A 13398-nucleotide genomic window follows, 5' to 3' on the forward strand; every position below is an offset into this window, starting at 1 on the left:
ACTCGGGCCGGTGCGCGAATGGCGCGACCGACTCGGACACCCTAGACGAGCCGGGTGGGGGAATTGTTCCTGATGTGATCTCCGCCATGGTGCGGAACGGTAATTCCCCAGGTGAATCCGGATGCTGGGAATTCCCGGGGAGAACCTTTCAAGGTCATGATCCGTGTACGGAATGGTGATCCGATGAACGGCTGATCGGCGTCGAGACGGGTCAGTGCACGGCGCACGCGTCCACGTCGGCGGTCCGCCCCTCGAACGACGGCGGGGTGGTCACGCTCGGTGACGGAGCGGCTGTCGGTGACGTCGTCCGCGCCGTCGGCGACGCCGTTCGGGAGGCCAGGGACGGCAGGGACGGCAGGGAGGCCGGGGGAGCCACCCGGGCCTTCGGCGACGGGCTCGGCGACGGGCTCGACTCCGGCGGCCGCACCTCCACCGGCCGGTCGTCCCGCAGCGCCGCGAACAGTTGCGTGGTCTGCGGCTGCACGAACTCGTCCCGGTCGGAGTCGAACCGGTACGGCTGCCGCGGCGCCGTCAGGAAGGTCACGTCCGCTGAGGGGATCCCGCGCAGGTCCTGCGTCAGGTCGTACAGCGCGCCCAGCGAGGACAGCCCGCCGTCGGCCCGCACCGACGAGGTGGCCGCGTCCAGCACCGGCCACAGCTTGGTCGGGTTGAGCAGCACGTCCTGCGACTGCGCCTTGCGGATCAGCGCCGCCAGGAACTGCTGCTGACGCCCCATGCGCTGGGTGTCACTGCCGTCGCCGAGGGTCTCCCGGGCCCGGACGTAGCCGAGCGCCTGCTCCCCGTGCAGGGTCTGCCGTCCGGCCGACAGGTCCAGTTTGGCGTCCTTGTCGTGGATCGGCTGCGGGACGCACACCTCGACCCCGTCGACGGCGTCCACCATCCGCTTGAACCCGGTGAAGTCGATGATCACGTAGTGGTCGATCCGGATGCCGCTGAGCTGCTCGACGGTCCGGATCGAGCAGGCCGGGCCGCCGGTCTCGAAGGCCGTGTTGAACTGCATCAGGGCGGGCCGGCTGCGGGTGCCGTCCGGCTTCTCGCAGGCGGGGACGCTCACCATGACGTCGCGCGGGATGGAGACGGCGGTCGCGTGCCGGCGGTCGGCCGCCAGGTGGAGCAGGATCGTGGTGTCCGAGCGCTGGCCGCCCGCCGTGCCGTAGGAGGCGTTGGCGCCGGTCCGGTCGTCGCTGCCGATCAGCAGCAGGTTCTCCGCACCGCGGGCACCGGCGGTCCGGCTGGGGCGCTCGGCCTCCAGCCGGGCCAGCAGCTGGTCGGTGGTGGAGTCGGTGCGGATGTTGCCGTCGAGCTTGCGGTAGGCGATCCAGAGCAGCGCGCCGGAGGCGACCAGCAGGAACGCGAGGGCGCAGGCGGTGACGACCAGCCACCGCCGGCGGCGCCGCCGGCCGCCGGAAGCCGCCGGGACGGCTTCCGGCTCCGCGGCGCCGGCCTCCTCGGCCGGGCGTCCGGTCGGGGGGTGCTCGGTGTCGTCCTCGGCCATGGCAGGGATCCCTACCCGCCGGGCCGGGGCCTGGGGTTATCCGAGGCGCAGTGTCACCCGTTCGGATTCCACCCGCTTCTCCCACTGGTCGGCGTCCAGGCCGTCCGAGTTGCGGCAGAGCACCACCGACGCGCCGGCCGCCAGCGGCGCCAGCAGGCCGGCCTCCAGACCCGCCCAGTTGTCGTAGGAGAGGGTGGACAGCACCCGGTCGCCCGGTCCCACCCCGAGCCGGGCGGCGCCCTCGCGGGCCAGCTGGACGGTCTGCTCCCCGGTCAGCTTCAGCGGCAGCCCGTCGACCGAGGTCTCCAGCGCCGGGGCGTCCGGGGTGACGGGGGAGTAGGGGGCGAACCGGTCGCCCTGGCCGGGCACCTCGGCCGCGTAGTCCAGGAAGCCGTCCGGCCGCTGCGGGAACCGCCCGCCGAGCGGCCGCAGCGCGAGCGCCACCCGCTCGCCCTCGCAGGCCTGGGCGGCCTCCAGGCCGTCCGGGCCGCTGACCACCAGGTCGGCGTCGGCCGGGTCGCCGGCCGGAACCGCCGCCACCCCGACCGACCAGCAGGCGAGCAGCCAGACGGCGCTCTGCCAGTGGGCCGGGAGGAGCAGCGCGGCGCGGTCGCCCGGCCCGGCGTTGAGCTCGTCCTGGAGCAGGTTGGCGGTCTTGGCCACCCAGTTGTCGAAGGTCCGGGCGGAGAGCTCGACGCGTTCGCCGCTGGCGTCGTCGTAGAAGGTGACCAGCGGGGCCGCGGGGTCGACTGAGGGAGTGCCACCTCGCAGGTAAGCGTGCAGCAGCTCGACGGGGGTGCGGGCATCGGCAGCGAAAGGCGCAGTCATGGTGCGCCCCAGCCTACGGCCTTCGGGTGGACGTCCGGGAGGGGTGGCCGAAGCGGCGTCGGGTGGTGTGGCGCCCTGGTCGAAATCCCGTGAACATCCGGTTTATGCGCATCTTTCTCCCGGGCCTTTGCGGCCGTGCGACCGTCGTCCCGCGCGTGGTCCTCCCCGTCGTCCTGCTCGCCGTCTGCACCGCCGTCCTGCCGCTGTCCCCGGCCGCCGCCGGGCCCGGGCCCTTACCCGCCGGCCCCTCGCCGAGGGCCGGGCTGCGGACCTCCGCGGGCGGCGGTTCCGTCACCTCGCTCCCGCTGGCCGGTCCGCACCGGTCGGCCGCGGGACGCGCGCTGGCGCCGCGCACCACCGGGCGGTTCGAGCTGCTCGGGGTCACCTGGGACGGCCCGGCGCACGCGTTCGCCGACGGCACCGTCCGGATCCGCACCCGGGACGCGGCCACCGGCGTCTGGCGCGGCTGGCAGCGGCTGGACGCCGACGGCGAGGACGGCCCGGACACCCCGGCCGCCGCCGAGGGCGCCCGGCGCGCGGGCACCGCCCCACTGTGGACCGGCCCGAGCGACGGCGTGGCCGTCGAGGTGACGGCGGGTCCGGCCGGCCCGCCGCCCGGCCTGCGGGTCGAGCTGGTCGACCCGGGCCGCGGCGCCGAGTCCTCGGCCGCCCGGACGAGGCCCGCCGAACCGGCGGGCGGCGGCCGCAGGACCGGCGACCAGGCCCCGCGCCCCGAGATCGTCACCCGGGCGGGCTGGGGCGCCGACGAGTCCGTCCGCGAGTCCGGCTTCGTGTACACCGGCCAGGTCCGGGCGGTCTTCGTCCACCACACCGCCACCGCCACCGCGTACGACTGCGCGGACGCGCCCCGGGTGATCCGGGCGATCTACCAGTACCACGTGCAGAGCAACGGCTGGCGGGACATCGGCTACAACTTCCTGGTCGACCGCTGCGGCACCGTCTACGAGGGCCGGGCCGGCGGCACCGACCTGCCGGTGCACGGCGCCCACACCCTCGGCTTCAACACCGACTCGGCGGGCGTCGCGGCGATCGGCACCTACGTCGAGGACGTGCCCCCGCCGGAGCTGCTGACCGGCCTCGCCCGGGTCTCCGCCTGGAAGCTCGGCCTCACCGGCCGGGACGCGGCCGGCCATGTGAAGCTGGTCTCCGGCTCCAGCGCCAGCCGCTACCCGGCGGGCACCACCGTCACCTTCGACGCCGTCTCCGGCCACCGCGACGGCTTCGCCACCGAGTGCCCCGGCGCCGCCCTCTACCCGCAGCTCCCCGCCATCCGCACCGAGGCGGCCCGCCTCCAGGGCCGCGTCGACACCCCCGTCACGCCCTAGGTCCCGAAGAGGGCCCTCGTCACCCCGGTCCCGGTCCGCGGGCGACCAGTTCCCGCAGCTCGGCCGTCAGCGCACGCGCGAGGTCGGGCCGCAGGTCGTACCGGGCCGGGGTGTTCTGCAGCAGGGCGATCCGCCAGCCCGCTCCGGCGTTGACCGCGATCACCGTCTGCACCGCGTTCAGCGCGGGGTCCAGATCGTCCGCGTCGTCCGGCACCAGGCCGGCCACCGCGTCCAGCTGCGCCACCCCGGGGGCCAGCGCCCGGACCCGCCGCACCTTGGCGACGTACTCGGGCGTCGCGTGGTCGGCGAAGACCCGCCCGAGCTCGGCGGCCATCACCGAGCGGCCGTCGTGCCGGGTCCCGTCGAAGCCGATCACCTCGCCGTCCGGCGCGAACGGCCCGGCGAAGGCCGCGCCGTCCCGCTCGTTCCAGCCCTCCAGCACCCGGTGGTAGAGGGCCCGCACGGCACTCTCGTCACCCGGGGCCAACTCCGCCACCCGCGTATCGTTCATATCCCCATGGTCGGCGGACAGCACAGGAGGTGCACGGCGGTGAGCGGGATCACGCGTACGGGCGCGCACACGGGCGTGCCCGCCCCCAGGGCCGCCGGTTCCGGCACCGGAACCGTGCGCCGCTGGCGGCCCGGCTTCCCGCTGGACGTGGCCCGCACCCTGCTCCCGCTGCGCCGCGGCCCGGGCGACCCGGCCTACCGGACCACCGCCGACGGCGCCGTCTGGCGCGCCTCCCGCACCCCGGCCGGCGTCGGCACCCTGCGGGTGCTCGCCCGCCCCGCCGAGGGCGTCGTCGAGGCGGGCGCCTGGGGCCCGGGCGCCCCGTGGCTGCTGGACCGGCTGCCCGACCTGCTCGGCGCCGGCGACGACCCGGCGGCCCTGGTCCTGCCGCCCGGCCCGCTGCGCGAGGCCCAGCGCGAGGTGGCCGGCGTGCGGCTGGTCAGGACCGGCCTGGTCATGGAGTCCCTGGTACCGGCGATCCTGGAGCAGAAGGTCACCACCGGCGAGGCCTACCGCGCCTGGCGCACCCTGCTGCGGGCCTTCGGCGCCCCGGCGCCGGGGCCGGTCGAGGGCCTGCGGGCGGCACCCTCGGCCCGCGAGTGGTCACTGGTGCCGAGCTGGGACTGGCACCGCGCGGGCGTGGACCCGAAGCGCTCGGCGACGGTGCAGCGCGCCGTCCGCCTGGCGGCCCGCCTGGAGGAGGCCTCCGCGATGGACCACGAGGCGTCGTTCGCCCGCCTCACCGCCGTCCCGGGCATCGGTGTCTGGACGGCCGCCGAGACCCTCCAGCGCAGCAACGGCGATGCCGACGCCGTCTCGGTCGGCGACTTCCACCTGCCCAACATCATCGGCTGGGCCCTGGCCGGCCGGGTCCGCAGCGACGACGCCCAGATGCTGGCCCTCCTGGAGCCCTACCGCCCCCACCGCCACCGCCTCTGCCGCCTGATCACCGCCACCGGCACCCACGCCCCCCGCTTCGGCCCCCGCCTCAGCCCCAACGACCACCGCCACCGCTGAGACCCCACGTCCGGGTGAACCGCACACGGATCGCGGCGCCGCGCCGTCGCGTCCCGGGCACCGATGACGGCCGGCGCGGGAGTTCACGACGACGAAGCGGACGACGTGGCCGCGGACGAACGCGCCGCGGCAAAAGCCCTGCTGCATCGCGACGATCCGACGGTCAGCCTGGCCGAACTCCTGGACGATCTCTTCGGCGGGGCGGCCGAACCCGGGGCCGCGCCGGTCAGCGGACCTCGATGAAGGCGTCGGCCGTGCGCTCCGGGCGGGTGCGCGGGGGTTCGGCGGGGCGGCCGACGGCGACGGCGCCCATCGGGTCCCAGTGGCCGGGGAGGTCGAGGGCGGTGCGGACGGTGTCGCGGCAGAACATGGTGGAGGACACCCAGGCCGAGCCGTAGCCCTCGCCGGCCAGGGTGACCAGGAGGTTCTGCACGGCGGCGCCGATCGCGACGGTGAACATCTCCCGTTCGGCGGCGGCGCGGCGCTCGTCGGGGTAGTCGTGCGAGCCGTCCATCACCAGGCACGGCACCACGAGGTACGGGGCGGCCCGCAGGACGTCGCCGCGGGCGGTGCGGCGGGCGATCTTCTCCTCGTCCCAGCCGTCCAGCCCGGCGAGGTCGCGGCGCCAGGCGGCGAGCATCGCGTCCAGCAGCCGGGTCCGCACCTCGGGGGTCTCCAGCAGGACGAACCGCCACGGGGTGGTGTGGTGCGGCGCGGGCGCGGTGACCGCGGCGGCGACGGCGCGCCGCACGGCCCGCGGGTCGACCGGCTCGGCGGTGAACGCGCGGATGGTGCGCCGCTGGGTGACGGCCTGCCGGATCGCCTCGGAGGCGCCGAGCCGGAACATGTCCTCGGCGGCGGGCCGGATCAGCGGCCGGGTGCCCTCGCCGTCCTCGGCGGTGACCAGGTGGCCGAGGCCGCGCACCACGGCGACCGGGGTGCCGGTGGCCTTGCCCTTGACCAGGTCGGCGGCGGCGGCCAGCTCGTCGGCGGTGGCGGTGACGGTCATGGCCAGCTCGTTGCCGTGCGCGTCGGTGCGGCCCCGGTGGTCCTCGATGACGGGCAGCCCGGCGGCGCCGATCGCGACGTCGGTGAGTCCGTTGCGCCAGGGCCGGCCGAAGGTGTCGGTGACGACGACGGCGAGCCGGCGCCCGGTGAGCTGCTGCAGCCGGGCGCGCAGCGCGCGGGCCGAGGCGTCCGGGTCCTCGGGGAGCAGCAGGACGGTGCCGGGGGCGGTGTTCGAGGCGTCGACGCCGGCGGCGGCCATGACCAGGCCGTTGCGGTTCTCGACGATCCGGATGCTGCCGCGCCGGGCGACCACCCGGACGGTCTCCGCGTCTATCGCGGCCTCCCGGTCGGCGGCCTCCAGTACCCGGCCCTCGGCCTTGCTGACCACCTTGGAGGTGACCAGCAGGATGTCGCCGTCCCGGTACTCGGCGGCCTTGGCGATCAGCCCGGCGAGGTCGGAGTCGGCGTCGATCTCGGGCAGTCCCTCGACGGGGAGGACCTGGAGGGTCATCCGCGCACCCGCTCGGCGAGCGCCAGCGCGGCCCGGGCCATCTCGGCGGTCGCGGCGACGTCGGTCATCAGCAGCGGGACGGCCCGGCAGGCGATCCCGCCGGCCTCGACGGCGGCGACGGCCGCCTCGTCCACGGAGTCCACCAGCCACCCGTCCAGCAGTTCGGAGCCGTAGTTCAGCGCGACCGCCTCGGCGGTGGCCTCGACGCCGACGGCGGCGAGCACCTTGTCGGCCATGCCGCGCACCGGCGCTCCGCCGATGATCGGGGAGAGCCCCACCACCGGGGCGGGCGCGGCGGCGACGGCGGCCCGGATGCCCGGCACGGCCAGGATGGTGCCGATCGAGACGACCGGGTTGGACGGCGGGAAGAGGATGACGTCGGCGGCGGCGATGGCCTCCAGCACACCGGGCGCCGGCTTGGCGGTGTCCGCGCCGACCGGCACGATCGCCTCGGCGTCGACGGCGGCGTGCAGCCTGACCCAGTACTCCTGGAAGTGGATCGCCCGGGTGCCCTGGTCGTCGGTGATCCGCACATGGGTCTCGACCCGGTCGTCGCTCATCGGCAGCAGCCGCACCCCGGGCCGCCAGCGCACGCAGAGCGCCTCGGTGACCTGGCTGAGGGTGTAGCCGGCGGTGAGCATCTGGCTGCGCACGAGGTGGGTGGCGAAGTCGCGGTCGCCGAGCCCGAACCACTCGGGCCCGACGCCGTACTCCTTCATCTCGGCCTTGATGGACCAGGTCTCGTCGGTCCGGCCCCAGCCCTGCTCCTCGTGGATGCCGCCGCCGAGGGTGTACATGACGGTGTCGAGGTCGGGGCAGACCTTCAGTCCGAAGAGGTGGATGTCGTCACCGGTGTTGCCGATGACGGTGATCTCGTCCTGGGGACCGATGGCCTCCCGGAGTCCGCGCAGGAAACGCGCTCCGCCGATCCCGCCTGCCAGTGCCACGATGCGCATGTGCCCATCCTGCCACGCGCCGACGGGTCGTCAGCCCGGTCCTCGATAACCCGCCGCCGGGTCTCAGCCGACCTCGGCGGACGTCTGCCGGTGCTGCTCGGGCACGGCCGCGGCGCCCCCGTACTGGTTCATCTCGGTCAGCCCGGGGCTGTAGAGGTGGATGGAGACGGCCGGTTCCAGCGAGCCGTTGACCACCTCGTGCAGGTACCCGGCGGAGAACACCCGCTGGCCGCCGGGGCGCAGCGTCCGGGAGCCTTCTCCGGCGTGCGTGAGGGAGCGTTCGACGAGCTCGCCCTGCACCACGGTCATCACACCGGAGGAGACGCCGTGGTCGTGGAGGCCGCTGCCCTGGCCGGGCAGCCAGCTGAGCAGCCAGATCTCGTAGCCGGGGCCGGTCTCCAGCCGGGCGTACCAGCGGGTGAGCGCGTCGTAGCGGACGAGCGGCTCCCAGCGGGAGCGGTCGGCGGCGATCTCGCGGACCAGCCGCGAGTGGTCGGCGACGGTGACGGGGTGCCCGGGCAGGTCGGTGCGGGCGAGGTGCGGGAAGGCCAGCGGGTCGCCGGCGATGGAGACGTCGCTGAGGCCGTCGGCCCACGGGTGGCCGCCGGGGCGGGCGGCCGGGGAGGGGGCGACGGGGCGGGTGGCGGAGCGGAGGCCGTGGTCGGCGAGCTTGCTGCGGTCGCGGTTCCGCTTGCGGATGCGGATCATTCGCACGGGAGTCGTCCTCGGAAGGGCTGGTTCGTCAGGGGATCAGCCGGATCCGGGATGTCCTGGGGCGGGAATCGCGGGCGGCCTCTGTGCTTCCTGGGCGGCGCGCGGTGGGAGGGCGGGCGCCTAGATACAGCGGCAGGAACAGAGGCGACAACAGGAGTTCACGGCACGGCGGAGGGCGGAACCGCTCCGGGGGCTGGCGAACTCTGACATGGAGGCAAGGACATCGCATCCGCGGGGGCGGTGTCAACTCGGAGAGAGCGGACATTCGGGTGAGATGAGCCACGAAGTACCCGATGGGGTGATAAATCACCCTCTATGTTTCGATGGGAAGATCGCCGGGAAGAGAGGGCGATGACCGGCCTGTGGCGGTGACTGCGCGTCACCCGGCCCCCGGTTGCGAAGGGTTCACCGGCCTTCGAGGGCAATCGGGCGGGAGGTCCGATGTGTCCGGTTATGTACACTATTCGTAACGGCTTGGTGCCGGGGAGTGAATCCTGGCCCCAATACCAGAGCTCGGCTTGACTGGGCCAGAGTGACGCAACTGTAATTTCACTCGTGTCGTCGGCCGCACGAGGCAACGGCAACCACGGGGACGCCAATAGGGGCAGAGGAGGCGCGCCACATGAGCGAGCTCTTTGAGCTGTTGATCGGTGACGGCATCGAGGAGGAAGAGGAACTCGGCTGGCAGGAGCGCGCGCTGTGCGCCCAGACCGACCCGGAATCCTTCTTCCCCGAGAAGGGCGGCTCCACGCGTGAGGCCAAGAAGGTCTGCCTCGCCTGCGAGGTCCGCTCCGAGTGCCTGGAGTACGCCCTGGCCAATGACGAGCGCTTCGGCATCTGGGGCGGTCTCTCCGAGCGCGAGCGCCGCCGGCTCAAGAAGAGCGCCGTCTGACGGGGGTGGACGCGTCCCCCGGATCCCCGGACCCCGGATCCTCGAACACCCGGCCCGCACGGACGACCTGCGAGGAAGCGCCTCACCACCGGTGGTGAGGCGCTTCCTCGTTCCCGGACGGGCAGCCGGGACGGACGCCGTGGACGGAGCCGCCACCGGGAGCCGTTAGTGTGGTGCGCCATCCGGTTGCCGTTCACCGGCTGTGTCCACCGAGAACTGGGGCCCGCGCACGCGATGACCGTCTACAGCCACCAGAGCGGCTTCTCCTCCAGCAGGCCGCCCGCCTACCCGCGCCACCTGGTCACCGCCGTGATCGTCTCGCACGACGGCGCCCGCTGGCTGCCCCAGGCGCTCGCAGGCCTGCTCGGCCAGGACCGTCAGGTCCAGCGCGTGCTCGCCGTCGACACCGGTTCCACCGACGACTCCCCGCGCCTGCTCGCCGAGACCCTCGCCGACTGGCTCCCGGAGAGCGGCCCGACACTCCTCGGCCGCCGGGCCGGCTTCGGCACCGCCGTCGGCGAGGCCGTCTTCAACAGCCCCCCGCTGCGCGCCGAGGACCTGTCCTACCGGCTCGACCCCTCCGGCTACGACCCGGTCACCGGCGGCTGGGACGACTTCGGCGACCCGCTCGGCGAGCAGGACGACCTCGGCCGCGGCGGCCCCCGGGAGACCCAGCCCGTCGAATGGCTCTGGCTGCTGCACGACGACTGCGAACCGCAGACCGACGCGCTGCGCCGCCTGCTCCAGGTCGCCGACTCCACCCCCAGCGCCGCCGTCGTCGGCCCCAAGCTGCGCAGCTGGTACGACCGCCGGCAGCTGCTGGAGGTCGGCGTCAGCATCGCCCGCTCCGGCCGCCGCTGGACCGGGCTCGACCGGCGCGAGCTGGACCAGGGCCAGCACGACCAGGTCCGCCCGGTGCTCGCCGTCTCCACCGCCGGCATGCTGGTGCGCCGCGACGTCTTCGAGGAGCTCGGCGGCTTCGACCGGGCACTGCCGCTGATGCGCGACGACACCGACTTCTGCTGGCGGGTCAACGCCGCCGGCCACCGCGTCGTGGTCGCCCCGGACGCCGTGCTCCGGCACGCCGAGGCCGCCAGCCGCGAGCGCCGCGCCATCGACTGCGGCCCCGCCCACCCGCACCGGGTGGACAAGGCCGGCGCCGTCTACACCCTGCTCGCCAACTCCAAGGGCGCGCTCTTCCCCTACGTCCTGCTGCGGCTGGTGCTCGGCACCCTGCTGCGGGTGGTCGCCAACCTGCTCGGCAAGGACCCCAAGCAGGCCTTCGACGAACTCGCCGGCCTCGGCCACGAACTCGTCCGGCTGCCCCGGCTGATGGCCGCCCGCAAACGCCGCGCCCGCAACCGTTCCGCCGACGCCCTGGACGACCGCACGCTCTTCCCGGCCCCCGGCGCCACCGCCCGGCTCGCCGTCGAGGGCGCCATCGGCTCGCTCGGCATAGGGGGCGGTGACGACGCCGGCGCCGGCCGGCACGGCACCGTCGAGGCCGGCGGCGACGAGGACGCCGAGGACCTGGTCGTCGAGCAGTTCGCGCTGGTCAAGAAGCTCGTCCGGCGCCCCGCCCCGGTGCTGTTCGCGGCCCTGCTGGTGTTCGCGCTGGTCGCCTGCCGCGGCCTGCTCGGTGGCGACGCGCTCTTCGGCGGCGCCCTGCTGCCCGCCACCGACGGCGCGGCCGGGCTCTGGTCGGCGTACGCCGACGCCTGGCACCCCGTCGGCACCGGCTCCACCGCCGCCGCACCGCCCTACCTCGCGGTGCTGTCGATCCTCTCCTGGATGCTGTTCGACCACGCCGACCTCGCGGTCACCCTGCTGGTCGTCCTCGCCGTCCCGCTCTCCGCCGTCAGCGCCTACCTGGTCTCCCGGCCGCTGATCGACTCCAAGCTGGTCCGCGCCTGGGCCAGCGCCACCTACGCGCTGCTGCCCGCCGCCACCGGCGCGCTCGCCCAGGGCCGGATCGGCACCGCCGTGCTGGCCGTGCTGCTGCCGCCGCTGGCCCGCGCCGCCGCGATCACCGCCGGCCTCGGCATCCGGGACGAGAGCGCCGCCAAGGGCGCCCGCCCCGGCTGGCGCTCCGCCTGGATGACCGTCCTGCTGCTCACCCTGGCCACCGCCTTCGTCCCGCTGGTCTGGGCGCTGGCCGTCCCGCTCTGCCTGGCCATGCTGGTCACCGCGGTGGTCCGCGGCGGCGCCTTCGGCTCCGGCGCGACCGCGCTGCGCCTGCTCGGCCTGCGCGTCCTGGTGATCCTCGCGGTGCCGGTCGGCGTGCTCGCGCCCTGGTCGCTCCAGGTGCTCGCGCACCCGCAGCGGCTGCTGCTCGAAGCCGGCCTGCCCGGCCTGCACGGCGCCGGGCCGACCGCCACCGGGCTGCTCCTGGTCAACCCGGGCGGCGCCGGCGTCCCGCCGGTCTGGCTCTCCGCCGGCGTGGTGCTCGCCGCGCTGGCCGCCCTGCTGCGCGCCGACCGCCGCCGCGCGGTGCTCGCCGCCTGGGGCGCCGCCGGCGCCGGACTGCTCTTCGCCGTCGCGGTGGCCGGCACCTCGGTCACCCCGGCCTCCGGCGGCCCGGCCGTGCCCGCGTGGTCCGGCCCCGCCACCCTGCTGGCCGGCGTCGCCCTGCTGGCCGCCGCCGCGATCGGCGCCGACGGCGCCAACACCCGGGTGGCCGGCATCGCCTTCGGCTGGCGCCAGCCGGTCGCCGCCCTGGTGGTGGCCGCCGCCGTGCTCGCCCCGCTGGGCACCGGCCTCTGGTGGGCCGTCACCGGCGCCGACGGCCCGCTGCACCGCGGCCGCGGCGCCCAGGTGCCCGCGTTCATCGCCGAGCAGGCCGGCACCACCGACCGCTCCCGCACCCTGGTCGTCACCGGCGACCCGAAGGGCGGCTCGGTCAGCTACACCGTGGTCCGCGGCGCCGGTCTGACGCTCGGCCAGGCCGAGTCCACCGTCGACCCGGCCACCGGCACCACGGCCGGCCTGGACCGCACGGTCGGCAGCCTGCTGGCCGGCTCCGGCGCCGACCAGGCGGGCGCGCTCTCCCGCTACGGCATCGCCTACGTGCTGGTCGACCAGCCGCTGATCGGCGCCTTCAAGGACGTCCTGGACACCACCCCCGGCCTGGTCAAGGCCAACCAGGACGGCGGCGCCGCACTCTGGCAGGTCGACGGCACCCCCGCCACCCGTGCGCTGATCACCGCCCCGGGCGCCGCGCCCGTGGTCGTCCCGGCCGGCGAGCGCGACCTCGCCACCACCGTGCCGGCCGGCCCCGAGGGCCGGGTGCTGCGGCTGGCCGAGTCCGCCGCCCCGCAGTGGAAGGCCACCGTCGACGGCACCGCCCTGGAGCCGGTCACCGTCGACGGCTGGGCGCAGGGCTTCAAGCTCCCGGCGGGCGGCGGCAAGCTGCTCGTCACCCGCGAGGACGGCCTGCTGCACACCGGCTGGATCTGGGCCCAGCTGCTGCTCGGCCTGACCGTCCTGGTGCTGGCCCTGCCCGGCCGGCGCAACCACAAGGACGACGACCTGCCCGAGGGCGTGGTCGAGGCCGCCGCGCTGGCCGCCGCCGCCCAGGCGCAGGCCCCGGCCCCCGGCAGCCGCCGGGCCCGCCGGATGGCCGAGCGCGGCGAGGGCGCCGAGGGCGAGGCGCCGGAGGCCGAGGCCCCGGAGGCCGGGGTGTACGAGGGGCGGCCGGGCGCGATCCCGGCGCAGCCCGCCGGCGAGCCGGTGACGGGGGCGGTCCAGGCGGCCGCCGCCGCGCAGGAGGCCGAGCCGTACACCGACCCGTACCAGACCTACCAGCAGGCCGACCCGTACAGCTACGACCCGTACGCCGCGCAGCAGTCGGTGGGCGCGCCCTACGGCGGCCAGGGGTACGGCGGCCAGGACGGCTACCAGCAGCAGGGCTACCAGCAGTACCCGGCGGACCAGCAGTACGGCTACGACCCCTACCAGCAGACCGGCCAGCAGCCCTGGGTGCCCGGACAGCAGCAGGCCGAGCCCTACTACGACCAGCCGGACCCGAACGAGCCCCACGACCCGAACGGCCCGCAGGGCCCGGGCCGGTACCCGCACCACCACGGATCCGGGAGCTGAC

The 13398-nt window shown here is 75.3% G+C and carries 11 protein-coding genes; 5 read left to right on the forward strand and 6 right to left on the reverse strand.

The annotated features are described in order from the left end of the window. Nucleotides 1-211 precede the first annotated feature (211 nt). Nucleotides 212-1516 carry an LCP family protein gene (locus ACFCLZ_RS24015; RefSeq protein ID WP_380279132.1) on the reverse strand — a complete coding sequence of 435 codons (1305 nt, stop codon included), beginning with the start codon at nucleotides 1514-1516 and terminating at the stop codon, nucleotides 212-214. Nucleotides 1517-1552: 36 nt separating this feature from the next. After that, the gene (locus ACFCLZ_RS24020; RefSeq protein WP_380279133.1) at nucleotides 1553-2344 is read right to left on the reverse strand and encodes a TIGR03089 family protein; all 792 of its coding nucleotides are present in this window, start codon (nucleotides 2342-2344) and stop codon (nucleotides 1553-1555) included. A gap of 104 nt (nucleotides 2345-2448) precedes the next feature. On the opposite strand from ACFCLZ_RS24020, the gene ACFCLZ_RS24025 reads away from it, so the two are divergent. After that, nucleotides 2449-3690 (forward strand): peptidoglycan recognition protein, encoded by a 1242-nt coding sequence (locus tag ACFCLZ_RS24025; protein WP_380279134.1) that lies wholly within the window; start codon nucleotides 2449-2451, stop codon nucleotides 3688-3690. 19 nt (nucleotides 3691-3709) lie between these two features. On the opposite strand, the gene ACFCLZ_RS24030 is transcribed toward ACFCLZ_RS24025, so the two are convergent. Beyond that, nucleotides 3710-4201: an SgcJ/EcaC family oxidoreductase gene (locus ACFCLZ_RS24030; RefSeq protein ID WP_380279136.1), complete on the reverse strand. Its 492-nt coding sequence runs from the start codon at nucleotides 4199-4201 to the stop codon at nucleotides 3710-3712. A 6-nt stretch (nucleotides 4202-4207) separates the two neighbouring features. Between ACFCLZ_RS24030 and ACFCLZ_RS24035 the strand changes: the two genes are divergently transcribed. Then, on the forward strand, nucleotides 4208-5218 hold the full coding sequence (locus tag ACFCLZ_RS24035; RefSeq protein WP_380279138.1) for a DNA-3-methyladenine glycosylase family protein: 1011 nt from the start codon (nucleotides 4208-4210) through the stop codon (nucleotides 5216-5218). Nucleotides 5219-5281: 63 nt separating this feature from the next. Further along, nucleotides 5282-5461, forward strand: coding sequence for a hypothetical protein (locus ACFCLZ_RS24040; RefSeq protein WP_380279140.1), 180 nt, complete (start codon nucleotides 5282-5284; stop codon nucleotides 5459-5461). On the opposite strand, the gene ACFCLZ_RS24045 is transcribed toward ACFCLZ_RS24040, so the two are convergent. The 3 genes from ACFCLZ_RS24045 to ACFCLZ_RS24055 form a co-directional block, all read right to left on the reverse strand. After that, nucleotides 5445-6737 (reverse strand): coenzyme F420-0:L-glutamate ligase, encoded by a 1293-nt coding sequence (locus tag ACFCLZ_RS24045; protein ID WP_380279142.1) that lies wholly within the window; start codon nucleotides 6735-6737, stop codon nucleotides 5445-5447. The genes ACFCLZ_RS24040 and ACFCLZ_RS24045 overlap by 17 nt on opposite strands. Beyond that, nucleotides 6734-7693 carry a 2-phospho-L-lactate transferase gene (gene cofD, locus ACFCLZ_RS24050; protein ID WP_380279144.1) on the reverse strand — a complete coding sequence of 320 codons (960 nt, stop codon included), beginning with the start codon at nucleotides 7691-7693 and terminating at the stop codon, nucleotides 6734-6736. The genes ACFCLZ_RS24045 and cofD overlap by 4 nt, the downstream gene beginning before the upstream one ends. A 63-nt stretch (nucleotides 7694-7756) precedes the next feature. Then, nucleotides 7757-8407, reverse strand: coding sequence for a cysteine dioxygenase (locus ACFCLZ_RS24055; RefSeq protein ID WP_380279145.1), 651 nt, complete (start codon nucleotides 8405-8407; stop codon nucleotides 7757-7759). Nucleotides 8408-9029: 622 nt separating this feature from the next. On the opposite strand from ACFCLZ_RS24055, the gene ACFCLZ_RS24060 reads away from it, so the two are divergent. Together ACFCLZ_RS24060 and ACFCLZ_RS24065 are read left to right on the forward strand one after the other, a co-directional pair. After that, nucleotides 9030-9299, forward strand: coding sequence for a WhiB family transcriptional regulator (locus ACFCLZ_RS24060; RefSeq protein ID WP_030310813.1), 270 nt, complete (start codon nucleotides 9030-9032; stop codon nucleotides 9297-9299). Nucleotides 9300-9533: 234 nt separating this feature from the next. Beyond that, the gene (locus tag ACFCLZ_RS24065) at nucleotides 9534-13397 is read left to right on the forward strand and encodes a glycosyltransferase (protein WP_380279147.1); all 3864 of its coding nucleotides are present in this window, start codon (nucleotides 9534-9536) and stop codon (nucleotides 13395-13397) included. Nucleotide 13398: the final 1 nt, after the last annotated feature.

Origin of the sequence: Kitasatospora purpeofusca, assembly GCF_042691725.1 — a bacterium.
In the GTDB taxonomy this organism is placed as follows: Bacteria; Actinomycetota; Actinomycetes; order Streptomycetales; family Streptomycetaceae; genus Kitasatospora; species Kitasatospora purpeofusca_B.